Source organism: Variovorax sp. LjRoot290, from assembly GCF_964253985.1.
In the GTDB taxonomy this organism is placed as follows: domain Bacteria; phylum Pseudomonadota; class Gammaproteobacteria; order Burkholderiales; family Burkholderiaceae_C; genus Variovorax.
In genome coordinates, this window is sequence record NZ_CAXURW020000002.1 from 1,657,813 (window position 1) to 1,679,338 (window position 21,526).

A 21,526-nucleotide genomic window follows, 5' to 3' on the forward strand; every position below is an offset into this window, starting at 1 on the left:
GCGAGTTCCAGCCCAGCGCATGAACCGCGGGCCGCAGCACCGCGGATCGGATGCCGAGGGGTTTCGATGGCGTGGTGATTCTCACGGGCGAATGAATGTCAAGCGCCACCCGCGGCGTGCTCGATCTGTGGCGCGGGCAGCCGGGCGGCCACGGTTCGTTCGCAGCTCGTGCGGCCCATGGTCGCAGCCAACAGCGGACACACCGCGTCGAGGCTGAGGGTATTCAGCACGTCGCGCGGCTCCAGCCAGCCACGGCGCGCCTGGCCGATGCCGTAGCGGAGGTTGTCGAGCTCGAGCGTGCTGTGCGCATCGGAGGCGATGCTGACCAACACACCTTCGTCCTTGGTCATCCGGCAGGCGACGTCGTTCAGGTCGAGCCGGGCGGGATGCGCGTTGAGTTCCAGGAAACAGCCACGCTCGCGGGCCTTGCGGATTACGCGTGAAAGATCGATGTCGCAGCCCGGCCTCTCATCAATCAGTCGCCCCGTGGGATGAGCCAGGATGCTGAAGCACGGATGATCCATGGCGCGCAAAAGCCGGTCAGTCTGCCTCTGGCGCGGCAGATCGAAACGATGGTGGATGGCGCCCACCACGAGGTCCAGTCGCCGCAGGATGTCATCGGGGAGGTCGAGCTTGCCGTCCTCGAGAATGTCTACCTCGATGCCCTTGAGGAGCACGAAGCCGTCGAGCCTGGCGTTGAGTTCGTCGATGCGATCGATCTGTTGCGCAAGCCGGCCGGCATCGAGGCCGTGCACGAGTGCGAGGCGCGGCGAGTGGTCGGTGATCGCCAGATAGTGCAAGCCGCTCGCGCGCGCCGCCTCGGCCATGGCCTCGAGGGTGTCGCGGCCGTCACTCGCGCACGTGTGCGCGTGCAGGTCGCCGCGCAGATCGACCCGCTGCACAAGCACAGGCAGACGCTGGGCCAGCGCGGCATCGATCTCTCCGCGGTCCTCGCGTAGTTCGGGTTCGATGAAGGGCAGCCCTAACGCGCGGTATACCGAGGCCTCGGTTTCGCCCGCGATACACCGATCACCTCGGAAGAGGCCATACTCGTTGAGCTTGAGTCCCGCGCCGCGCGCGCACTGCCGCAGCGCGATGTTGTGCGCCTTTGAGCCCGTGAAGTACAGCAGTGCGGCACCGAAGCTCGCCGGAGGCACCGCGCGTAGGTCGACCTGCAACCCGTTGGCGAGCACGATGCTGGCGCGAGTGCCGCCCTTGGCGAGCACGCTGCGCACCTCGGCGGCGGCGGTGAAGCGCTCCATCACAGCGCTGCTGTGCTCGACCGCCACCACCAGGTCGAGGTCGCCTACAGTCTCGCGCAGCCGCCGCAGGCTGCCGGCGGCCTGCGCCTGCAGCACGCCTGGCGCCGCAGCGAGATCCGCGAGCAATGCGTCGCTCACTTGCACGGCCAGCGGCAGCTTGAAGCGGCGTGGCGCCAGCAGGCGGGCCACCGTGGCCTCCAGGACCAGCTGCTGCGTCTTGGGGCCGAAGCCATGCACGGTGCGCAGGCGGCCTTCCTTGGCGGCGCGGTGCAGGTCCTGGAGCGAGCGGATCCCAAGCGCCTGGTGCAGCGCGCGTGCGCGCTTGGGGCCGATCCCCGGAATCCTCAGCAGTTCGGTGATGGCCGGCGGCAGCTGTGCGCGCAGCTGCTCCAGCAAGGCACAACTTCCCGTGCCGACGATCTCGCCAATCTTGGCCGCAAGATCGGGGCCGATGCCCGGCAGCGCATCGAGGTCCTCGCCGCGTTCCACGATGGATTGGACGCTTCGACCGATCTCACCCAGCATCTGCGCCGCATTGCGATAGGCGCGCACGCGAAAGCCGTTGGCGCCCTGCACCTCGAGGAGATCGGCGATCTCGTCGAAGACCGCAGCCACGTCAGCGTTGACTACGATATCTTGCACACGATCTCGGGCCAGAGCGCGCTGGACCCAGGGTTGTAGTGCCAGAGGATCTTGGTGATCTTCGCCTTGCCCTTGGCCTCTTGTTCGACCTTGGCGTCCTCGGGGATCACGATGGTCTGTCCGACTTTGGGAAAGGGCCCCACGTAGGGGTGGTGTGTCGTGCCGACCTGCACCTCGCAGGCTCTCTTTGCCGAGGTATGGATGGTGATCTTCATGAGGACTTCCAGCCTGTCGAGCAGGATCTGGCCATCACGCCATCACGGTGTTCCAGCCCGCGGTCCCGATGGCGGGAACGCGCAACGGCAGCGGCTTCGGCGGCGGCGGCGGCGGGCACTTGGACTCGGCGGCACGTGCAGATTAAGCCGAAGTTCATGTGTGTCTCCTTGGTGAAATGTTGGGAGGTGGCGTGCCGGCGGGTGCCTGTTCACAGCTCGTTCGCGGCGGGCCAATAGAGGGTCGCTTGCGTCACTCCTCTGCCGACGCGGGTGGTTTTCATGCGCGTGAGGCCGGCGTAGCTTGCACTGACGCGGTAGACACCGGGACTCAGCGCCACGAAGAACAGCGGGCCGCAGTCCGCAAAGGGACCGTATGAAGCACTCCGGTCGGCGGCCTCGACCGAGACGGTGACGCCTGCAACGTAGGCGCCGGTCTGGGCCTCGGCAAAAGTCAGCCGCACGTTGTACAAGTCCTGCGTCGCCTGCATCTCCTGCCGGCCCTCGTAGCTGATGCCTCCGCTGGCATGGGCGCCGGGCACCAGTACGGGCGATACGGCGATGGACGGTCCCGAAGCGCCCTGCAGGGCGACGAGCATCGCGGCGACGAGGCAGGCGGATGTGCGCGTGTTCATGGGCGAAGTACCTGTTCCGAGTAGCGTATGTGCTGCCATTCTGGAAAGGGGAGCGCCGCAGGTGCTTGCGTTGGATCAACAACGCGCTATGACAACCGCAAGACGCCTGGGCCAGGTCGCAGGCATCTCCCGACAGCAGCTCCTAGCCGGCATGGCTGTCCCCGAGCCGAGGGGTGCAACCGGCCGTGCTTGATGCCATGCAAGCGCAGGTAGGGAAGAAGCTGTACGGGTGTTGGCTGGGTTTCGTCGGGCATCGGCGCAAAGTGCGCCATCGAGACGAACGAAGATCGACTTGAGCGAACTCATTGTCCTCACCCGCTCACCTGTTGGCCACCCAGGCGGCTTGCAACCGCGCTTCGATCTCGGCCAGGCGCAACGAGGTGAGGTCGTTGCTGAATGGGAGCTTGAGGTGTCTCTCGACCGCTTCACCCAGCTGTGCCCTCAGTTCACCCAGGAAGGGTTCCGAGGCGAAGAGCAGGAGCGAGTCGAATTCGTTGGCCGCGAGGCCCTTGTCCCACCGGCGGGCAATGTCTTTTGCGAAGCGCTGGTGCTTCTTTCGGCGCGCATCGCTGCGCGGCTCGAAGCGGTTCGCGCGTGACTGTTGTCGGCCGCTTCGCGGCCGGCGCGGTCCGCCGCCAGTTCGCTGCCTCGCAGCCGGCTTTCCTGATGGTTCATGGTCTCCACGGGGACCAAGGGGCCGACGGCTGAATCGCGACGGAAGATGCGCAGCTTCGCCGCCGGAGTCGTTGCGCCAGCGCAAGGATTCGCAAGCTTGCGCCAACATCAAGTTCCTAGGCGACGCGGCCTCATGGACGTCCCTTGGGGAGACTTGCGCTGCTAGAGATGGGTATGAGGAGATCGATCAGCAGCGCACTCATCGCCGATCCGCGACCTCATGATGGCGAGCCCACTCCTTGGCCTTGGCGATCCCGATGCGGATGGCCTTGCCGTCGTCGCAACCTTCGTCCAACAAGGCGTTCGCGACCTCGACCGCCTTCTGCCGCACTGACGGGGGAAGCCCGCGCATGGCCGCTGGGCATTTGTCGAAAGCCCAGGGCATGCCCTATTCCTGCATCGACCGGGGAGGGGGTAACGCGGCTTCTTCAGTACATGCCGGGCTCGTCGGCCGCGCGCAATCCGCCTGTTGCCTTCTTCGGCGCGTTGGCGACCATGCAGTCGGTGGTCAGCACCAGGCTGGCGATCGAGGCTGCGTTCTGAAGTGCGAGGCGCGTCACCTTGGAGGGGTCGATGACGCCCATCTCCAGCATGTCACCGTATTCGCGTGTCGCGGCGTTGTAGCCGAAGCTGCGCTGGGCGGATTCGTCGACCTTGGCCAGCACGATGGAGGGCTCGTCGGCCGCGTTGCTCACGATGCGGCGCAGCGGCTCCTCGAGCGCGCGCTGCACGATCTTGATGCCCGAGGCCTGGTCCAGATTGGGCGCTGAAAGATCTGCCAGCGCGCGCCGCGCGCGCAACAGCGCAACACCGCCACCGGGAACGATGCCTTCCTCGATCGCGGCGCGGGTGGCATGCAGCGCGGCCTCCACGCGCAGCTTGCGTTCCTTCAGCTCGGTCTCCGTGGCTGCGCCAACCTTGATGAGTGCCACGCCGCCCGACAACTTGGCGAGGCGCTCGTCCAGCTGCTTTCTCTCGTAGTCGCTGGTTTGCGTCTCGCGTTCCTTGCGAATCGCGGAAACACGGTCGCGTATGACTTGCGCGTCGCCCGCCCCGCCGATGATCGTCGTGCTGTCCTTGTCGATCACCACGCGGCGTGCGCGGCCCAGATTGTCAAGCGTTGCCTTGGCAAGGGTCAGCCCTAGTTCGCTCGAGATGACCTGCCCCCCAGTCAGAATGCCGATGTCCTGCAGCATGGCCTTGCGGCGGTCGCCGAAGCCGGGCGCCTTCACGGCACAGGTCTTCACGACACCGCGCACGCTGTTGATGACCAGCGCGGCCAATGCGTCGGCCTCCACGTCCTCGGCGATCACCAGCAGTGGGGCTCCCGACTTCGCCGCGGCTTCCAGCAGCGGCACCAGATCGTTGATGGCCGAGAGCCTCTGGTCGCACAGCACGATCAGCGCATTCTCCAGAACCGCCGCCTGTTTCTCGGTGTCGTTGATGAAGTAGGGCGAAAGGTAGCCGCGGTCGAACTGCAGGCCTTCGACGATCTCCAACTCGCTGACGAGCCCCGAGCCGTCCTCGATCGACACGGCGCCCTCTCGGCCCACCTTGTCCATCGCATGGGCGATCAGGTCGCCGATCGAGCGGTCATTGTTGGCCGAGATGCTCGCCACGTGGGCGATCTCCTGCGAGGTCGCACACGGCTGGGCGATCGTCTTCAGCTCACGCACGACGGTGTCGACCGCGAGGTCGATACCGCGCTTCAGATCCATTGGATTCATGCCAGCGGCGAGGTACTTCAGGCCTTCCTGGATCATCGCGTGTGCCAGCACGGTGGCGGTGGTGGTGCCGTCACCGGCCATTTCGCTCGTACGTGCCGCGACCTCGCGCAGCAGTTGCGCGCCCATATTCTCGAAGCGATCTTCCAGCTCGATCGCCTTGGCGACCACGACGCCGGAGTTGACGATCTGGGGCACTCCGTACTCGCTGTCGAGGATCACGGTGCGACCCCGGGGGCCGAGGGTCACCTTCACCGCATCTGCGAGGGTGTCCACGCCGCGCCGGATCTTGTCGCGTGCTTCTTCGCGGAAGAGAAGCTGTTTGGCTGTCATGTCTGCCGATCTCCGTTGTCAAAGGCGTATGCCGTTGCGAACAGTAAGGCGCTCGATGCGGCGCCGATTTGATCGGGCGCAAGCATCGCGACGATCGCGTGGCGCGCATCGAGCTCGCGATGTCGGGCCATGAGTTGACCATCAGCCGGGTGCTCGACGAAGACGTCTACATTGCGTTGCGCGGCGCAATTGATGGCACGAGGCGTCGATCGAAGTTGCCGGTGCGGTTGCCGGTGCGATGCGGCCGGCGCCGATGCGAACGTTAGATCGATCGTCGACCGTGCTTGGTGGAAGACCGGCATGCAACCGCGTTCAAGGAAGAAAAGGCGGCGTCGCGAGAGTTCATGGGCCTGCATCACTGTCGGCCTGCATCGCCTCAGGACTTCTCGGGTACGGAGCGCACGGTCAGTTCGTTCACTAGGGACTTAACGCCCTGCACTCGTCGCACTGCGCATTCGACGGCATGTCGCATCGCAGGACTGGGCAGCTGGCCGGTCAGCGTGACCACGCCGCTCTCGACACGCACATCGATATCGGCACCGCTGACTGCCGGATCCCAGTTCAATGCTGCGAAGACTTCGTGTCGCAGTTCCATATCGGGATTCATGGCGGTCCTTTCGAGTCTTGACGGATTTACCACTCTAGGCGCTGCTCGGGGTGGCCTGTTTGCGGTGTATCAAGCCATGTAGCTGCTGCGTCGTTGGAACCTCATGGGGGCCCGGATCTGCGCCGGATCGGGAAAAAATGCGCATGGGATCCGACGGTAGTGGTGGCCGCGCCGGTAGGCGAAGTAAAGCCAGCGGCCGAGGGTGCCAGAGAGGGCTCCTTCTCGGAGGGGAGTGGATGACGTCGTCTCCGACGCCGTGGAAATGAAGGCAACCTCGATTGCCCGAGCGTCCATGCGCCGGGCGGAATGGACCTTCTTTTCCGCCCGGCTGATCAGCGGTGTCTGCGCCGCTTCACGCGCCGACTGGACCAGTTTGCAGTGAATTTGCTCCCATCCGCCTCCGTTCAGGGATTGAGGACAGCCCCATCGAGGCGCCGGACCCATTGATCGTGCGCTTGCAGGAACTCATCGATCTCCTGCAGCACGTCCAGCAGAACGCCGTCCGCGCTTTTCCGGCTGTCCGGCGGGTTGACCGCCTTCCCGGATGTGGACACACACGTGTGTTGAATCCATGCGCTAACTGATGCGGACCTCGTGCCGGCCCAGATCGAACGGTGCCAGGATCTCGCGCGGCGCTGCCAGGCATTGGCCGGTGTGTCGCCTGCGCGCCTGTTCGAGCGCAGCTTCCATGTCGTCGTCGATCCTGGACAAGGCGGCCAAGCATTCACTGCGGCTGAGCATCCGAGTTCCGAGCTGGGCGGAGCCGGCGCCGCCGTGATCGGCTTGTCCGGCGCCGAAACCCACGCCGCCCTGCATGCTGACAGCCCGGGCATTGCCTCGATCCACAGGATTCGAGTGCTGCACGGCACCTTCAGTTCGGGACACGGTTCAGTCCTGCACCACCAGGTCGTTCACGACTGAGGAGACGCCGGGCGCAGACCACGCGGCGATCTGGGCGGCGTTGAGTTCGGCCCATGAATGAACCTTGCCGCGCAGGCTGACCTGCGAGCCGTTCACTGCGATCTGGATCTGATCGGCTTCGCGATTCGCCTGGCGCGCTAGCGCCTCGCGCAGCTTCTTCTCCACATCGGAGGGGCGAAGCTGCGGCGTGATCTTGATCATGTTGGAAACGCCCGTGACGCCCATCAGGTTGCGCACCGCTTTTTCTGCGGCCCGGCTCTGGTATTCCCATTCGAGCTCGCCGGTGAGGGTGACCCAGCCTCCTTCGACCATCGGCTTGACCTCTCCGTCGGGCACGAGCACGTTCCATTCAAGCGCTCGTTCTACCGTCAGAGCGATCTCGGCGTCGGTTCGCTCGTTGCCGGCCGGCAGCTTGACGGTGATCTCGACCGCCAGCGCCTTCACGCCCCTGACGCGCTGGGCAGCGCGCTCGGCGGCGTACTTCTCGGCATGGCTGCTAAGGTGGCCGGTCAAGGTCACCACGCCATCCTGGACGATCACGCCCACAGTGGCGGTCTTGATCGCGGGGTCCCAGTCGAGCTCGGCCTGGACGTCGCTTCTGAGTTGAGCATCGGATTTCATGAGAATCCTTCCATTGAATCATTCGGGGCAGCCATGACACTAGGCGATACTGGAGTGTCACTTTAGGAGTTCGCCGCAAACGTCGCGTTGCGCTGGATCAAGGATCTTGGCGCTGTGATGGTCGTACCGCAGGGATGCCGCAGGCCGGTCGTCGCGTGCTGGTCGTGGGACGGATCGTGCGAATCGGCGGTGGCGACGCGCGGCACAGCTGCTGCTGACCAGGGCGGCTGGCGCGAAGCTCGTGTTCTTCCGACGATGCGACGAGCCGCAAGACGAGGCCTGGCTGCTCGTTCCGAGATGAGGCTTCAGCGGCACGGCATCCAGGGAGCGGCCGAGCAGGACGCGACCGACATCGGGGGCCACAGGGGTCACTTCTTACTCGTGTCCTCCGGCGGGCGATCCTTGCGTCTGGAGGCTTCGGCCGTCCTGGTGGCCGCATCCTTGGCGGCGCGCGCAGCGGTGCGCGTGGCTTCCTCCGCTTTCTTCAGCGCATCGCGGGTGGCCAGCGCGGCTTTCTCGGCTTCCTCCTTGCTTGACCCCAGCGCGCGCTTCGCCGCTTCATCGGCCTTGTCCAAGGCATCCTTGGCAGCGGACGCAGCCTTCTTGCCCTCCTCTTCGGCCAAACGCGCGGCTTCGCGGCTCCCGTCGACCGCCATGGTCGCCGAGCTCCTCGCTTTCTCCTCGAACCGTGTGGCCGCCTGCGCCACCTTCCGGGTTGCGCGCTGAATCGCCTCCGCCGCGGCCTTGGAAATCCTGCCGGCGGTCGCTTCGCTCTTCTCGACCGCGGACTTCGCCTGTTCGACCGCTTTGTTTGCTGCGCTCTCGGCCTCGCGCGCCGCCTTGCTTGCAGCGTCCCTCGTCTTCTGGGCGGTGCTTTGCGGTGGGCTCAGCCGGCCTGGCGGAGTGTCGTCGGCGGCGAAAGACGTTGCGCTGACTGCGATCGCCAGGAAGGCCAGCAGCTTTCTCGATCTCATGAGATCTCTCCGGAGGTTGGTGTGCCAAGCATCCGGCCTGAAGAACGATGGTGTGTTGCGGCAGCGCAAGAAGGTCCGACATCGCACCGGCAATGGCGAGATCGGTATCGCCATGTGATGCGTGATGCGCTTCAAGGCGCGCAGCCAGCCACGCGCCGAAACGCAAGACAAGCTATTCCTGCGCCACCGTTCGCCGCCCGCAGGTTGCTGGGCGAGGCGCTGGCGCCGCGACTGTCGAGTTCGATCCAGCGCGTCAGTTGGGCCCGCTTGAGCTCGTTAGCCTCGACTGGTTGGTGGTCGGGCTTCAATTGCCTTGAGGTCGCGCAAGACGCGACGCGCCCCGCGGTGGAAACATTCGGTCCATGGATGCTGCAATGAAGCGCCTGCACGCAGGCCTGATGATCGCCCTCGTGGCTGCCGCGTTTTTGAGCGGCTGCGCAACGGTGCCGATCGAGGTGCCGCGGCCCGAATCCCATGCAATCGACCATCCGGAACAGACATTTCTGGGCCGCACCTTTGCCGGCCAGCTCTCGGCGACGCCTCGGGATTCGGGCTTTCGATTGCTCGTGTCCGGCGAGGAGGCTTTTGCGGCGCGCGCGGCGCTGGCGGACGCGGCGCAGCAGTCGCTGGATCTGCAGTACTACGTCATTGAGCAGGATGCCACGGCTACGGCGCTGATCTACCGGACGCTGCGCGCAGCCCAACGTGGCGTGCGCGTGCGCCTGCTATTGGATGACTTGTATGCGGCCGGTCGCGATTTCGACCTTGCCACGTTGGCGACCCACCCCAATGTACAGGTGCGCGTGTTCAACCCCTTCCCGCGCCGCGGTCCTCCTGGCGTGCTGCAGTGGCTGGACTTCCTCGGCGACGGCGCGCGCCTGAACCGCCGCATGCATAACAAGCTATGGATCGCCGACAACGCGGCCGTGGTGCTCGGCGGGCGGAACCTGGGCGACGTTTACTTCAACCTGCGCGGGACGAGCGATTTCGCGGACCTCGATGTGCTCGCGGCAGGGCCCATCGTCGCGCAGGTTTCGCACAGCTTCGACGACTACTGGAACAGCGCATCGGCCATACCGATCGCCGCATTCCTGGGCGGTCCGCCTGAGGCCGGGCAGGCGCAGCGGCGCTTCGCCGAGATGGCGGTGCAAGCAGAGCGCTTTCGCGAGACGGACTATGCGCGACGCTTGCGCGCGATGGACTTCTGGCGCGAGTTGCGAGATGGCAAGCTGGCGCTGGTCGCGGCACCTGGGACCGCCCTCTACGATACGCCCACCAAGTCGAAGGTTGGCCCCACGGGCGGTGGCCATATTGCCGCTGGCATGCGCCCGATCATCGAGGCGGCGCGTCGGGAGGTGCTCCTGATTACCCCGTATTTCGTACCGAGCGATCGAGGTGTCGCGGTTCTTTGCGCGCTCACGCGCAAGGCCGTGCGGGTCAGGGTGCTCACCAATTCCCTGGCGTCGACCGATGTTCCGCTGGTGCACGCAGGCTACGCGCGCTACCGGCCTCGATTGCTCGAATGCGGGGTCGAATTGCACGAGTTTCGTCCGGCCCTGGCCTCGCCCGGCAATGCGCGCCCCGGCTTGTCGTCCGGCGCCAGCCTGCATGCCAAAGCCGTCGTTGTCGATCAACGGTGGGTGCTGATCGGGTCCATGAACCTGGATCCCCGTTCGCGGTCTGCCAACACCGAAATCGCAGCCTTGATCGAGAGCGACGCGTTGGGCCGACAACTCGAAACCCTGTTTGCGGAGGCGACCGCACCCGGCCTCGCATACCGGGTCGGGCTTGCAGAGCCCGACCACAACGGCGCCGTGCAGCTTGTCTGGCATGGCATCTCGGACGACAAGCCGGTGCGCTATCGCAGCGAGCCGCTGGCCGGCGGGTGGCGCCGGTTCATCGCCGGCTTGTTGGGACGGTTCGCCCCGGAGGAAATGCTTTGAGCGCTGCTGTTGACCCGGCTTTCAAGCGCTGTCGCCGCAACCAAAGATTCGGACAAAATCCAGCGACGACACCACGCCGGCGATCCCATTGCCGTCGATCACGATGACGTGATGAATTCCGCGCTCCACCATGAGCGCCGCTACTGTGGCGACCGGGGTCTGCGAATCGACGACGATCGGCTTGTAGGAACACATCTGCCAGGCGCGCGTCGCGGCCGCGTCTCGTCCTTGCGCATGGAATCCGACAAGATCCGAGGCGCTGATGACACCGACGACTTCACCTCGTGCCGGCTCCAGGACCGGCACCCACGACAGGTGCTTGCTGGCAAGCACGGCTTCCACCTGTGCCACGCTATCTTCCATGCTGACACTGCACACCGGACGCTGCATCAGGGAAGTGATGGGTCGACTCATGATGTTGCTCCTTCTGGTTGCCGGCGCGGTGAGCGCCCCAGCTGCTGTTCGACGGCGAGGACGTCGCGCGTGATCTTGAGCAGCGTGTCTGGCGTCACGCTCATAGCGTCGATGCCGAGCTCCACCAGGTACGCGGCCACTTCCGGGTAGTCCGAAGGCGCCTGGCCGCAGATACCGACGTGGCGGCCGTTGCGTCGCGCGCCTTCGATGGTCTGGCGGATCATGGCCTTGACGCCTTCGTCGCGTTCGTCGAAGTCGAAGGCCACGATGCGTGAGTCGCGGTCGACGCCCAGCACGAGTTGTGTCAGGTCGTTGGAGCCGATCGAGAAGCCATCGAACAGCTTGGCGAAAGCGTCGATCTGGATCACGTTGTTCGGAATCTCGCACATGACGTAGATCTGGAGGCCGCCCTCACCGCGCTGCAAGCCGTAAGCGGCCATCGCGTCAAGCACGCGCTCAGCTTCCTGAGTGCGCCGGCAAAACGGGATCATCAGCTTCACATTCGCCAGTCCCATTTCTTCTCGCACCCGCTTCATGGCGGCGCATTCGAGCGCGAAGCCTTCCGCATAGGCCGGGTGCGTGTAGCGCGAGGCACCACGAAAGCCGATCATCGGGTTCTCCTCTTTCGGCTCGAACCCGGAGCCGCCGACCAGGCTGGCGTATTCGTTGGTCTTGAAGTCGGACATGCGGACGATCACAGGTTTCGGATAGAAAGCCGCTGCGATCATGCCGACGCCTTCCGACAACTCGCGCACGAAGTAGTCGGCCGGCCGCTCGAAAGACTGCGTCAAGCGCGCGATCTCGGCGCGCACCGCGGGATCGTCCACCTTCTCGGGATGCACCAGCGCCATCGGGTGGACCTTGATGTGTTCGGCGACGATGAACTCCATGCGCACCAGCCCCACGCCGTCGTTGGGCAGCAGCGCCGTCTGGAAGGCGCTGTCGGGATTGCCCAAATTGACCATCAGGTGAGTCTGCGGTCGTGCGAGCGTCGACAGATCGACGCCGATTTTCTCGAATGGCAGCGCGCCTGCGTAGACGCGACCCTCGGCACCCTCGGCGCAAGACACGGTGACTTCGTCGCCGCTACGGATCCTCACCGTGGCATCGTCGCAGCCGACGACCGCGGGAATGCCCAGCTCGCGGGCTACGATGGCCGCATGGCAGGTGCGGCCGCCTCGGTTGGTGACGACCGCAGCCGCGATCTTCATCACTGTGCCCCAGTCGGGCATCGTGGTGTCGGCCACCAACACCTCGCCGGGCCGGAACTGGCCGAGCGCCATGACATCGGCGATCACGCGAGCCTTGCCCACCGCGATCGTAGAGCCTACGGCCCGGCCGGTGAGCAGCGGCCGGGCCGGCGCATGGATGCGATACTCGTCGACGCGGTGCGGCGGCTTGCGGGAGGCGACCGTCTCGGGCCGGGCCTGCACGATGTAGATGCGCCCATCGACGCCATCCTTGGCCCATTCGATGTCCATTGGCGTCGGTCGGCCCGCATGGCGGCTGTAGTGGTCTTCAATTGCCACGGCTGCGTCAGCCAGCGCCAGCACGTCGGCGTCGTCGATGCAGTATCGGGCCCGGTTTTCCGGCGGCGTCGGCACATTGCAGGTCGTCTCCCGACCGGCACCCTTCGAATACACCAGCCGAACTTCCTTGCTACCCAGTTTGCGCCTAAGTACGGCGCGGTGGCCCAGTTTCAGGGTCGGCTTGAAGACGTAGAACTCGTCGGGATCCACGGTGCCCTGGACGACGTTCTCGCCCAGTCCGTAGGCGCCGGTGATGAAGACGACGTCGCGAAATCCGCTGTCGGTGTCGAGCGTGAACATGACGCCGCTGGCGGCGCGGTCGGAACGCACCATCTGCATCACGCACACCGACTGGAGGATCTGGAAATGGTCGAATCCGTTGTCGACACGGTAGGCGATGGCGCGGTCCTTGAAAAGACTGGCAAAGCAAAGGCGTACGGAGTCCAACAGCCGGGCTTCGCCGGAGATGTTCAGAAAGGTCTCATGCTGCCCGGCGAAGCTCGCAGTCGGGAGGTCTTCCGCCGTAGCTGAGCTACGTACCGCTACCGTCATATCGGCGCCGTATTCTGTTCGCAGTCGCGCATACGCTGCGCGGATCTCGGCCGTCAACTCTTCGGGGAGGGCGGCGGCATAGATGATTTCGCGTGCGTCCCGCGCGCGCCGCGCGAGGTCATCGACGTCCTTGACGTCCAGACCGGCCAACGCCGCTCTCAGGCGCGGCAACGCACCGGCGAGTTCCAAGGTAAGGCGATAGGCATCGGCTGTGATCGCGAACCCGTTGGGCACGCGGACACCGAGTTGGGTCAGTGCGCGGTACATCTCGCCGAGTGACGCGTTCTTGCCGCCCACGGTCGCGACGTCATCCGCGCCGAGTTCAGAGAACCAGCGGATATAGGTCGATTGCGGGTTCATGAGTGTCTCCTAGTGCCTCGGCCGTACACACGCGCATCAACAGACGCGATTCAGTCTAGGAATCTCCCGCTGTTTCGATTTGCGCTCGATCAAAGAAATCCTCGATGCCGCGCAGCGGATGGCTATCGTCGATGGGGCGCCTCACGGCTGCGCGAGTGCGTGAGACGTCGAAGCCCATTCATCGTGCAGGCGAAATGAGCGGGGCGCCGAGTGAGCATTCGCGCTCATGCAACGTCAATAGCTAGCTCTGCTTCGGCATTGGAGAAAATGAACTTGCCCGGCGACTGGATCGGGTCGGTGGTGACGACGATCGTGTCCTTCGGCCCGAAGCTGCCGTCGAGCAGCAGCTTCGAGAGCGGATTCTCGATGCGCTGCTGGATGGCGCGCTTGAGCGGCCGGGCGCCGAACACCGGGTCGAAGCCAACCTTGGCGATTTCCGCCAGCGCCGCCGGCGACACCTCGAGCCCGAGGTCCATCTTGGCCAGGCGCTCCTGCAGCACCTTGAGCTGGATGGCCGCGATCGCCTCGATATTCTTGGCGTCGAGCGCATGGAACACCACGGTCTCGTCGATGCGGTTCAGGAACTCGGGGCGGAAGTAGTTCTTCAGCTCGTCCCAGACCGCGTCCTTGATCTCTTCGTTCGGCCGGCCCACCATGGCCTGGATGATCGGCGAGCCGATGTTGCTGGTCATCACGATCACCGTGTTCTTGAAGTTCACGGTGCGGCCCTGGCCGTCGGTCAGGCGACCGTCGTCAAGCACCTGCAGCAGGATGTTGAAGACGTCAGGATGCGCCTTCTCGACCTCGTCGAGCAGGAGCACGCTGTAAGGCTTGCGGCGCACCGCTTCGGTCAGGTGGCCGCCCTCCTCGTAGCCCACGTAGCCGGGCGGCGCGCCGATCAGGCGCGCGACCGAATGCTTCTCCATGAACTCGCTCATGTCGACGCGGATCAGGTGGTCTTCGCTGTCGAACAGGAAGCCCGCGAGCGCCTTGCACAGCTCGGTCTTGCCCACGCCCGTCGGGCCGAGGAACAGGAAGGAGCCGGTCGGGCGGTTCGGGTCCGCGAGGCCCGAGCGCGAGCGGCGAATCGCGTTGGCGACCGCGCCGATGGCCTCGTCCTGGCCGACCACGCGCTCGTGCAGCTTCTCTTCCATCATGAGCAGCTTGTCGCGCTCGCCTTGCATGAGCTTGGCCACCGGAATGCCGGTGGCGCGCGCCACGACTTCGGCGATCTCCTCGGCGCCGACCTGCGTGCGCAGCAGCGTGGGCGCGCTGGACTTGCCCTTGTTGGCCTCGGTGTCCTGCGCTTCCTTCAGGCGTTTCTCCAGGCCCGGCAGCTTGCCGTACTGCAGCTCGGCGACCTTGTTGAAGTCGCCCTTGCTGGTGAACTCGGCGATCTGGAACTTGATCTTGTCGATCTCTTCGCGGATCTGCGCGCTGCCCTGGGCCTGCGCCTTCTCGGCCTGCCAGATCTCGTCGAGATCCGCGATTTCCTTCTGCAGGCGCTCGATCTCGCCCTCGATCAGCGCCAGGCGCTTCTGCGAGGCCTCGTCCTTCTCGCGGCGCACGGCTTCGCGCTCGATCTGCAGCTGGATCAGGCGGCGATCGAGCCGGTCCATCACCTCGGGCTTGGAGTCCATCTCGATCTTGATCTTGGCCGCGGCCTCGTCGATCAGGTCGATGGCCTTGTCGGGCAGGAAGCGATCGGTGACATAGCGGTCGGACAGCTCCGCCGCGGCGACGATCGCCGGGTCGGTGATATCGACGCCGTGGTGCACCTCGTACTTTTCCTTCAGGCCGCGCAGGATCGCAACCGTCGCCTCCACGCTGGGCTCGCCCACCAGGATCTTCTGGAAGCGGCGCTCCAGCGCGGCATCCTTCTCGATGTACTTGCGGTATTCGTCGAGCGTGGTGGCGCCCACGCAATGCAGCTCGCCGCGCGCGAGCGCGGGCTTGAGCATGTTGCCGGCGTCCATCGCGCCCTCGGCCTTGCCGGCGCCGACCATGGTGTGCAACTCGTCGATGAAGACGATGGTCTGGCCCTCGTCCTTCGCGAGCTCGTTGAGCACGGTCTTCAGGCGCTCCTCGAATTCGCCGCGGTACTTGGCACCGGCGAGCAGCGCCGCCATGTCGAGCGAGAGCACGCGCTTGCCCTTGAGCGACTCGGGCACCTCGCCGGCGACGATGCGCTGCGCCAGGCCTTCGACGATGGCGGTCTTGCCGACACCGGGCTCGCCGATCAGCACGGGGTTGTTCTTGGTGCGGCGTTGCAGCACCTGGATGGCGCGGCGGATTTCCTCGTCGCGGCCGATCACCGGATCGAGCTTGCCGAGGCGAGCGCGCTCGGTGAGGTCCAGGCAGTATTTCTTGAGCGCTTCGCGCTGGCCCTCGGCATCGGCGCTATTCACGCCCTGCCCGCCCCGAACAGCATCGATAGCGGCTTCGACCGATTTGCGCGTCACGCCGTGGCTGCGCGCCAGGTTGCCGATCTCGGCCTTGCTGTCGGCCAGCGCGAGCAGGAAGAGCTCCCCGGCGATGAACTGGTCGTTGCGCTTGATGGCTTCCTTCTCGGTCGCCTGCAGCAGCTTGCCCAGCTCGGGGCCGACCTGAACCTGGTCATGGCCCTGCACCTGCGGCAGCTTCTTGATCGCCGCTTCGGCGGCCTGCAAGAGGCCCGGCACGTTGGCGCCGGCGCGCTCGAGCAAGGCCCGCGGGCCGTCGTCCTGGCGCAGCATGGCCACCAGCAGGTGGAGCGGTTCGATATAGGGGTTGTCGTTGCCGAGAGCGAGCGATTGCGCGTCGGCGAGGGCTTCCTGGAATTTGGTTGTGAGTTTGTCTTGGCGCATGAATGACTCCGATTCCTTGGATCGACCCAGAACCCCAAGGAGTCTGTGCGGTGGCCCGCTCGCCGAACTTGAGCTAGATCAACCGGCACAGCGACCACCTCGACGGCAGAAGCTGCTGTTGCCGAAATTCCGCCAGCTCGCAAATGTGGCCTTCATCGGCCACGGGTCTTCCTTCTGAACGCGACGGAAGAGGACGGCAGCTCTTGTCAACATGCATCCTTCAGCCGAGCAAGTCCGACAGATAGCGCGCCTGCGGCCTCGCGCGCTTCCTTCCATACGATCAGGTCCGTACGCCAGAGGTGAGCGATCGATCCCGCGTCGGGCTGCACCAGAGCACGTCGGCCGCTTTCAATGAAGGCGCCGTCGGCCGAAATCTCGCCGGCGGGGCCTGCCGCCGTGAAGGCCGCATTCGACATGACGCGGCGTTCCTGGTCGAGTTCCAGCACGATCGCCGTGGCCTCGGTCGGGCCTTCCAGCCTGGGGGCGCGCTCGAGTGACGCGCCTCGACGTATGGCGATTACGGAAAGTTCACACTGCGTTTCAGATCGATGCACCACGTTCACGGTCCAGTGGCGCGGCGCGCCTACATTGGAATCGTGCAGTCGCCTCTGCTTCCAAATCCTCCGCGGAGTCCGGGATGCGCATCAAGGAGACAGTGATGAACGCATCCCATGCATTCGCCGGTTACGAACTCCGCTTTCGTCCTCTGACGGCTGGAGGCCGCGACTACAGGTTTCCCTGCGACGCGCTAGGCCAGGTCGACATGGATTCACTCAGCGAACGCGCGCGCCTCAACTATCTCTACGCGCGCGCAGTCCGGGACTTGGAAGTCGAGAGACCCGACGTGCGGCCATGCCGGCTCAACTAGAGCCAACGCGGTGGAGATGAACGCGGGGGCGACATCGAGCGAACGCAGCCGGCTAGCGATCGCACCGGATTTCCCAACGGATGACACGCGGGCCAATCTTCACTCGGACGAATGCGCGCCTGGCTAAGTCGAGAATGCGGCGGGCTACGTCAAGCCAAGACTCTGACCCCGCACCGCAGTTCCCGCGGTCGGAGCCCGCGCATCAGCGGCCGAAGCGGTTCTTTGCCCTCCCTCAAGGAAGCGGAAGATCTCGGGACGAAGCCATAGGCATTACTGAGGAAACCGATGTTGGTCCGGGAAGCTGCTCTCGAAGGCCTCGTCACCGGAGCGTGGTCGTTCAACTGCACCGACGTTTGCCGCCTTGCCCGGTAGTTCGAGATCGCGCTCAGTCTGCTCAGCATTTTTGATGTGGATCAAACGCTGTTTCGAGCGCCTGTTCCATCGTCGGCCTCATGCTTCCGTTCACTCGCGATCAGTTCTTCACCCTCTTTGGTGCGTACAACGAAGCCGTCTGGCCGGTACAGGTTTTGAGCTACGTCCTCGGTGGGGCCATGGTCGTTCTGGTCGTTCGGCCGTCACGCGCGGGCGGCCGCGTCATTGGCTTGGCCTTGGCTCTGATGTGGGTCTGGACCGGCATCGCATATCACGGGCTATTCTTCTCGAGCATCAACAAGGCGGCGCTGCTTTTCGGCGTTCTTTTCGTCGTGCAGGGCGGGTTGCTGTTCTACGCGGCAGTCTGGAAAGGACGCATGGCCTTTGGCGTCGGGCGTGGTTCGGGCGCATGGCTGGGATGGGCCTTTGTCGTCTATGCCGCGGCCATCTACCCGCTGCTTGGAATGTGGATGGGCCATCGCTATCCCGAGATGCCGATGTTCGGCATTAGCCCTTGCCCGGTCACGATCTTCACTTTGGGCCTGCTGTTGCTCACGACAACACCGGTCTCGCGCTGGCTGTTCGTCATTCCCATCCTCTGGTCACTGGTCGGCGGCAGTGCCGCCATTCTGCTGGGCGTAGCGCAAGACTGGCTCTTGCTTTTCAGCGGCGTTGCAGTTCCGCTCGTCGTCCTGCGCAATCGCAACCTCCCTCCGGGCCCGAGGGCCGCGCGACGTTCCATATAAGTTGCTCATGAGATCGGGCGTGGTGCATTGGTCGCCCGGCTCGATGCGCTGGGCGCCATGGACTGGAGAGCGGGCACAGTTCGCCGCGCAGTTCTCCTGCAACGTGACGTTCAAGGGTTGACCGGCGTCAAATCGCGCCGGCCGACTGCAGTGCAGGATCGAGACATGACTGCAGATCCACCGCTGACTGTTTTTCACGCCCGCGGCCTGGGCAAGACGTACCGTGCTGGAGATGTGGCCGTTGTGGCCCTGCGGGATGTCGATCTGGATATCGTCTCCGGCGAGTTCATGGTGCTGCTCGGGCCGTCGGGAAGCGGCAAGTCGACACTGCTCAACATCCTTGGAGGGCTCGAGGTCGCGAGCACCGGCAGCCTGAACTACCTGGACCACGACCTGGTTGAGGCGAACGACGATCAGCTGACCCGCTATCGGCGCGACCATGTCGGATTCGTGTTCCAGTTCTACAACCTCATCCCCAGCCTGACCGCCTACGAGAACGTCGCGCTGGTCACGGACATCGCCGCGAACCCGATGCCGATCGACGACGCGCTGGCGCGTGTGGCACTGTCCGCGCGCCGCGATCACTTTCCCTCGCAGCTCTCGGGCGGCGAGCAGCAGCGCGTGGCAATCGCGCGCGCCATCGTCAAGCGGCCCGAGGTGTTGCTGTGCGACGAACCCACCGGCGCGCTCGACTACGCCACCGGCAAGCTGGTGCTCGACGTGATCGCCCGGATCAACCAGGAACTCGGCACCACGGTGCTGGTGATCACGCACAACGCGGCGATCGCGGGCATGGCTGACCGCGTGGCATATCTGGCCGATGGCCGCATCCAGAAGATCGAGCGCAACGCGCGGCGCATGGCGTCGGCAGAGCTGTCCTGGTAGCCGCCCCATGAAGGCGCTCGACCGCAAGCTGCTTCGCGATCTGCGCGCGATGTGGAGCCAGGCGTTGACCATCGCGCTGGTCGTGGCCAGCGGCGCCGCTGGCTTCCTGACCAGCCTGTCGGCGGTGGATTCGCTGGCCGCGGCGCGTGACACCTTCTACGCCGAGGGGCGCTTCGCCGACATCTTCGCCACCGTCAAGCGCGCACCGGCCGCATTGGCCGACCAGTTGCGCAACCTGCCCGGCGTGGCCGACGTGCAACCGACGATCGAGCAGGTGGTCCGAATCCAGCTCGATGGCAGCAGCGACCCCGTGCTGGGGCAGCTGATCGGCGTCGACCGCCTGCAACCGCCGCGATTGAACCAGGTGAGCGTCGCGGCCGGTGCCGGCCTGTTCGACGCGGCCGACGGCACCGGTGCCAGCCGGGATACGGTCGACGCCCTGGTCTCCAAGGGCTTCGCCGTTGCACGCGGGCTCAAGCCCGGCGACACGGTGGGTGCGCTGATCAACGGTCGTCATCGGCGCTTGCGGGTCGTGGGCATCGCCCTGTCGCCCGAGTTCGTCTTCGCCGGCCTCTGGGGCATGCCGGATCAGCGTGGCTTTGGAATCTTCTGGGTCGATCAGGCGGTGCTCGCCGCTGCCTACGACATGGAGGGCGCCTTCAACACCTTGGCGGTGCGCCTGGCACCTGCCGCGGCGCGGCGGGTTTCCGACGCCGAGGTCATCGACGCGCTCGCGCAGCCGCTGGCGCGCTATGGTGGCGCGACACCCCGTGCAAGGGTGGACCAGACCTCGCACGCGATGCTGGAGAACGAAATCAAGGAGCAGCGCGTCATCGGCACGGTGCTGCCGTCGATCTTTCTCGGTGTGGCGGCCTTCCTGCTGAACGTGGTCGTTTCGCGACTGGTCGCCACGCAGCGCGAGCAGGTCGCTGCGCTGAAGGCGCTGGGCTATGCCAATGGGACCATCGCTGCCCACTACCTAATGCTGGTGCTGGTCATCGTCGCGGTCGGACTGACGCTCGGCGTCGCTCTGGGCGACTGGCTCGGTGCCCAGCTCGTCGGCCTCTATGCCGAGTTGTTCCATTTCGCGCACTTCGAGCACAGGATTGATGCGGGCCTGGTGCTGCTCGCCGGCGGCGTCACGTTGACCACCGCGGTCGCAGGCACGCTGTCAGCCATCCTCGCGATCGTGCGGCTCTCTCCTGCCGAGGCGATGCGGCCCTCGGCGCCGGGGCGCTACCGCCGCACGCTTGCCGAGCGGCTGGGGGTCGCCGGGCTGAGCCCGGCGCTGCGGATGATCCTGCGAAACATGGAGCGGCGTCCGCTGCGCAGCGGCCTGTCGATCGGCGGGGTCGCGGCGGCAGTGGCCATCGTGGTGATGGGCAATTTCTTCCGCGACGCCATCGAGGTTGTCGTCGATACCACGTTCGTGCTGTCCATGCGCAGCGACGTTTCGGTGTGGTTGACCGAACCGGCCGACAACGGCGTTGCGCTGCAACTGGCGCGCTTGCCCGGCGTGCTGGCGCTGGAATCGTTGCGGGACGTGCCGGTCACCCTGGTCAACGGGCACCTGCGCCAGCGCGTCATGGTCCGGGGCGAGCCGGTGAGAAGCGAGCTGTTTCGCATCATCGATGTCGACGGGCGGCAGGCGATGCCGCATGGCGATGGCCTGCTGCTCACTGACCGCCTGGCCGACAAGCTGGCTCTTCGGGTCGGCGATCGCGTTCGGGTGGAGGTGCAGGAGGGCCGCATGCTGAGTTTCACGTTGCCCGTGGACGGCACGGTGCGCGAGATGATGGGACTGAACGCCTACATGAATCGCGCTGCGTTGAACCGCGCTCTGCGCGAGGGCGATGTGGCCACCGGTTTCGTGTTGGCGCTCGAGCGCGGCAGCGAAACGCGATTCCTGCAGGCCACGCAAAGCCTTCCGCGCGCGGCCGGTGCCTTCAGCAAGGCGGCCATGCTGCGCAACATGCAGGAACTGACTGCGCGCAACATTCTGATCATGAGCACAGTGCTCACGCTGTTCGCCTGCGTCATCGCCGTCGGCGTGGTCTACAACAACGCGCGCATCGCGTTGGCCGAGCGAGCCTGGGAACTTGCCAGCTTGCGCGTGCTGGGCTTCACGCGCGCCGAAGTGTCCGGTTTGCTGCTGGGCGAGATGGCAATCGGCATTGCCGTTGCGCTGCCGCTGGGCATGTTGGCAGGCTATGCCCTCGTGCACGGCGTGACCGGACTGCTGAAGTCCGACCAGTTCTTCTTTCCGGTGGTGATCCGTCCGCGTACCTATGCGCTGGCGGCGTTGGCAGTGCTGGCTGCTGCTGCTGCGAGCGCGCTGGTGGTGCGACGTCGCATCGATCGGCTCGACATGGTGTCGGCGCTGAAGACCAGGGAATGAGCAAGAC

20 protein-coding genes and 2 pseudogenes are annotated in these 21,526 nt (G+C 65.4%); 7 read left to right on the forward strand and 15 right to left on the reverse strand.

The genetic code is table 11. From position 1 onward, the window contains the following. Positions 1-98: 98 nt before the first annotated feature. From polX to ACSQ9A_RS37115, 9 genes and pseudogenes are all read right to left on the reverse strand, one after another. On the reverse strand, positions 99-1,904 hold the full coding sequence (gene polX, locus ACSQ9A_RS37075; RefSeq protein WP_436307680.1) for a DNA polymerase/3'-5' exonuclease PolX: 1,806 nt from the start codon (positions 1,902-1,904) through the stop codon (positions 99-101). Continuing rightward, positions 1,889-2,119: a hypothetical protein gene (locus ACSQ9A_RS37080; RefSeq protein WP_436307681.1), complete on the reverse strand. Its 231-nt coding sequence runs from the start codon at positions 2,117-2,119 to the stop codon at positions 1,889-1,891. Before ACSQ9A_RS37080 ends, polX begins: the two co-directional genes overlap by 16 nt. Positions 2,120-2,328: 209 nt before the next feature. Continuing rightward, positions 2,329-2,751, reverse strand: coding sequence for a hypothetical protein (locus ACSQ9A_RS37085; protein WP_436307682.1), 423 nt, complete (start codon positions 2,749-2,751; stop codon positions 2,329-2,331). A gap of 319 nt (positions 2,752-3,070) precedes the next feature. Then, positions 3,071-3,367, reverse strand: a pseudogene (locus tag ACSQ9A_RS37090) (host attachment protein); the annotation flags it as partial. A gap of 8 nt (positions 3,368-3,375) precedes the next feature. Further along, a pseudogene (locus tag ACSQ9A_RS37095) lies at positions 3,376-3,435 on the reverse strand (hypothetical protein); the annotation flags it as partial. A gap of 190 nt (positions 3,436-3,625) precedes the next feature. Further along, positions 3,626-3,811: a hypothetical protein gene (locus ACSQ9A_RS37100; RefSeq protein WP_436307683.1), complete on the reverse strand. Its 186-nt coding sequence runs from the start codon at positions 3,809-3,811 to the stop codon at positions 3,626-3,628. Positions 3,812-3,854: 43 nt separating this feature from the next. After that, positions 3,855-5,483 carry a chaperonin GroEL gene (gene groL / locus ACSQ9A_RS37105; RefSeq protein WP_436307684.1) on the reverse strand — a complete coding sequence of 543 codons (1,629 nt, stop codon included), beginning with the start codon at positions 5,481-5,483 and terminating at the stop codon, positions 3,855-3,857. Further along, positions 5,480-5,839: a hypothetical protein gene (locus ACSQ9A_RS37110; protein ID WP_436307685.1), complete on the reverse strand. Its 360-nt coding sequence runs from the start codon at positions 5,837-5,839 to the stop codon at positions 5,480-5,482. The genes groL and ACSQ9A_RS37110 overlap by 4 nt, the downstream gene beginning before the upstream one ends. A 20-nt stretch (positions 5,840-5,859) precedes the next feature. Beyond that, positions 5,860-6,090 carry a BON domain-containing protein gene (locus ACSQ9A_RS37115; protein WP_436307686.1) on the reverse strand — a complete coding sequence of 77 codons (231 nt, stop codon included), beginning with the start codon at positions 6,088-6,090 and terminating at the stop codon, positions 5,860-5,862. 232 nt (positions 6,091-6,322) lie between these two features. Here ACSQ9A_RS37115 and ACSQ9A_RS37120 point away from each other — a divergent pair, with 232 nt between their 5' ends. Together ACSQ9A_RS37120 and ACSQ9A_RS37125 are read left to right on the forward strand one after the other, a co-directional pair. Beyond that, positions 6,323-6,472: a hypothetical protein gene (locus ACSQ9A_RS37120; RefSeq protein WP_436307687.1), complete on the forward strand. Its 150-nt coding sequence runs from the start codon at positions 6,323-6,325 to the stop codon at positions 6,470-6,472. A 212-nt stretch (positions 6,473-6,684) separates the two neighbouring features. Next, on the forward strand, positions 6,685-7,011 hold the full coding sequence (locus ACSQ9A_RS37125; protein WP_436307688.1) for a hypothetical protein: 327 nt from the start codon (positions 6,685-6,687) through the stop codon (positions 7,009-7,011). On the opposite strand, the gene ACSQ9A_RS37130 is transcribed toward ACSQ9A_RS37125, so the two are convergent. Further along, positions 6,979-7,632, reverse strand: coding sequence for a BON domain-containing protein (locus ACSQ9A_RS37130; RefSeq protein WP_436307689.1), 654 nt, complete (start codon positions 7,630-7,632; stop codon positions 6,979-6,981). The two genes, ACSQ9A_RS37125 and ACSQ9A_RS37130, sit on opposite strands and share 33 nt — an antisense overlap. Positions 7,633-8,000: 368 nt before the next feature. After that, a complete protein-coding gene (locus ACSQ9A_RS37135; RefSeq protein WP_436307690.1) occupies positions 8,001-8,741 on the reverse strand; it encodes a hypothetical protein in 741 nt (246 codons plus the stop codon). A 239-nt stretch (positions 8,742-8,980) separates the two neighbouring features. On the opposite strand from ACSQ9A_RS37135, the gene ACSQ9A_RS37140 reads away from it, so the two are divergent. Beyond that, positions 8,981-10,549 carry a phospholipase D family protein gene (locus tag ACSQ9A_RS37140; RefSeq protein ID WP_436307691.1) on the forward strand — a complete coding sequence of 523 codons (1,569 nt, stop codon included), beginning with the start codon at positions 8,981-8,983 and terminating at the stop codon, positions 10,547-10,549. Between the two features lie 21 nt (positions 10,550-10,570). Here the strand turns inward: ACSQ9A_RS37140 and ACSQ9A_RS37145 are convergent, their stop codons facing one another. The 4 genes from ACSQ9A_RS37145 to ACSQ9A_RS37160 all read right to left on the reverse strand — a co-directional run bounded on the left by ACSQ9A_RS37145 (position 10,571) and on the right by ACSQ9A_RS37160 (position 16,696). Beyond that, on the reverse strand, positions 10,571-10,963 hold the full coding sequence (locus ACSQ9A_RS37145; protein WP_436307692.1) for a CBS domain-containing protein: 393 nt from the start codon (positions 10,961-10,963) through the stop codon (positions 10,571-10,573). After that, positions 10,960-13,404 (reverse strand): phosphoenolpyruvate synthase, encoded by a 2,445-nt coding sequence (ppsA, locus tag ACSQ9A_RS37150; RefSeq protein ID WP_436307693.1) that lies wholly within the window; start codon positions 13,402-13,404, stop codon positions 10,960-10,962. Before ppsA ends, ACSQ9A_RS37145 begins: the two co-directional genes overlap by 4 nt. Positions 13,405-13,628: 224 nt before the next feature. Further along, entirely contained in the window at positions 13,629-16,250 is a 2,622-nt protein-coding gene (gene clpB / locus ACSQ9A_RS37155; RefSeq protein WP_436307694.1) for an ATP-dependent chaperone ClpB, read from the reverse strand. A gap of 206 nt (positions 16,251-16,456) precedes the next feature. Continuing rightward, positions 16,457-16,696: a hypothetical protein gene (locus tag ACSQ9A_RS37160; RefSeq protein ID WP_436307695.1), complete on the reverse strand. Its 240-nt coding sequence runs from the start codon at positions 16,694-16,696 to the stop codon at positions 16,457-16,459. Between the two features lie 212 nt (positions 16,697-16,908). Between ACSQ9A_RS37160 and ACSQ9A_RS37165 the strand changes: the two genes are divergently transcribed. The 4 genes from ACSQ9A_RS37165 to ACSQ9A_RS37180 all read left to right on the forward strand — a co-directional run bounded on the left by ACSQ9A_RS37165 (position 16,909) and on the right by ACSQ9A_RS37180 (position 21,519). After that, entirely contained in the window at positions 16,909-17,118 is a 210-nt protein-coding gene (locus ACSQ9A_RS37165) for a hypothetical protein (RefSeq protein WP_436295884.1), read from the forward strand. A gap of 452 nt (positions 17,119-17,570) precedes the next feature. After that, positions 17,571-18,236, forward strand: a complete 666-nt coding sequence (locus ACSQ9A_RS37170) for a DUF6064 family protein (protein WP_436307696.1) — start codon at positions 17,571-17,573, stop codon at positions 18,234-18,236. A 165-nt stretch (positions 18,237-18,401) separates the two neighbouring features. Then, a complete protein-coding gene (locus tag ACSQ9A_RS37175) occupies positions 18,402-19,121 on the forward strand; it encodes an ABC transporter ATP-binding protein (RefSeq protein WP_436307697.1) in 720 nt (239 codons plus the stop codon). Positions 19,122-19,128: 7 nt separating this feature from the next. Further along, positions 19,129-21,519, forward strand: coding sequence for an ABC transporter permease (locus tag ACSQ9A_RS37180; protein WP_436307698.1), 2,391 nt, complete (start codon positions 19,129-19,131; stop codon positions 21,517-21,519). Positions 21,520-21,526: the final 7 nt, after the last annotated feature.

Coding starts and splice junctions, on each gene's coding strand:
- ACSQ9A_RS37080 (WP_436307681.1), bottom strand. CDS start 2,119: ATGAAGATCACCATCCATACCTCGGCAAAGAGAGCCTGCGAGGTGCAG.
- ACSQ9A_RS37085 (WP_436307682.1), bottom strand. CDS start 2,751: ATGAACACGCGCACATCCGCCTGCCTCGTCGCCGCGATGCTCGTCGCC.
- ACSQ9A_RS37100 (WP_436307683.1), bottom strand. CDS start 3,811: ATGCCCTGGGCTTTCGACAAATGCCCAGCGGCCATGCGCGGGCTTCCC.
- groL (WP_436307684.1), bottom strand. CDS start 5,483: ATGACAGCCAAACAGCTTCTCTTCCGCGAAGAAGCACGCGACAAGATC.
- ACSQ9A_RS37110 (WP_436307685.1), bottom strand. CDS start 5,839: ATGCAGGCCCATGAACTCTCGCGACGCCGCCTTTTCTTCCTTGAACGC.
- ACSQ9A_RS37115 (WP_436307686.1), bottom strand. CDS start 6,090: ATGAATCCCGATATGGAACTGCGACACGAAGTCTTCGCAGCATTGAAC.
- ACSQ9A_RS37130 (WP_436307689.1), bottom strand. CDS start 7,632: ATGAAATCCGATGCTCAACTCAGAAGCGACGTCCAGGCCGAGCTCGAC.
- ACSQ9A_RS37140 (WP_436307691.1), top strand. CDS start 8,981: ATGAAGCGCCTGCACGCAGGCCTGATGATCGCCCTCGTGGCTGCCGCG.
- ACSQ9A_RS37145 (WP_436307692.1), bottom strand. CDS start 10,963: ATGAGTCGACCCATCACTTCCCTGATGCAGCGTCCGGTGTGCAGTGTC.
- ppsA (WP_436307693.1), bottom strand. CDS start 13,404: ATGAACCCGCAATCGACCTATATCCGCTGGTTCTCTGAACTCGGCGCG.
- clpB (WP_436307694.1), bottom strand. CDS start 16,250: ATGCGCCAAGACAAACTCACAACCAAATTCCAGGAAGCCCTCGCCGAC.
- ACSQ9A_RS37165 (WP_436295884.1), top strand. CDS start 16,909: ATGAACGCATCCCATGCATTCGCCGGTTACGAACTCCGCTTTCGTCCT.
- ACSQ9A_RS37170 (WP_436307696.1), top strand. CDS start 17,571: ATGCTTCCGTTCACTCGCGATCAGTTCTTCACCCTCTTTGGTGCGTAC.
- ACSQ9A_RS37175 (WP_436307697.1), top strand. CDS start 18,402: ATGACTGCAGATCCACCGCTGACTGTTTTTCACGCCCGCGGCCTGGGC.
- ACSQ9A_RS37180 (WP_436307698.1), top strand. CDS start 19,129: ATGAAGGCGCTCGACCGCAAGCTGCTTCGCGATCTGCGCGCGATGTGG.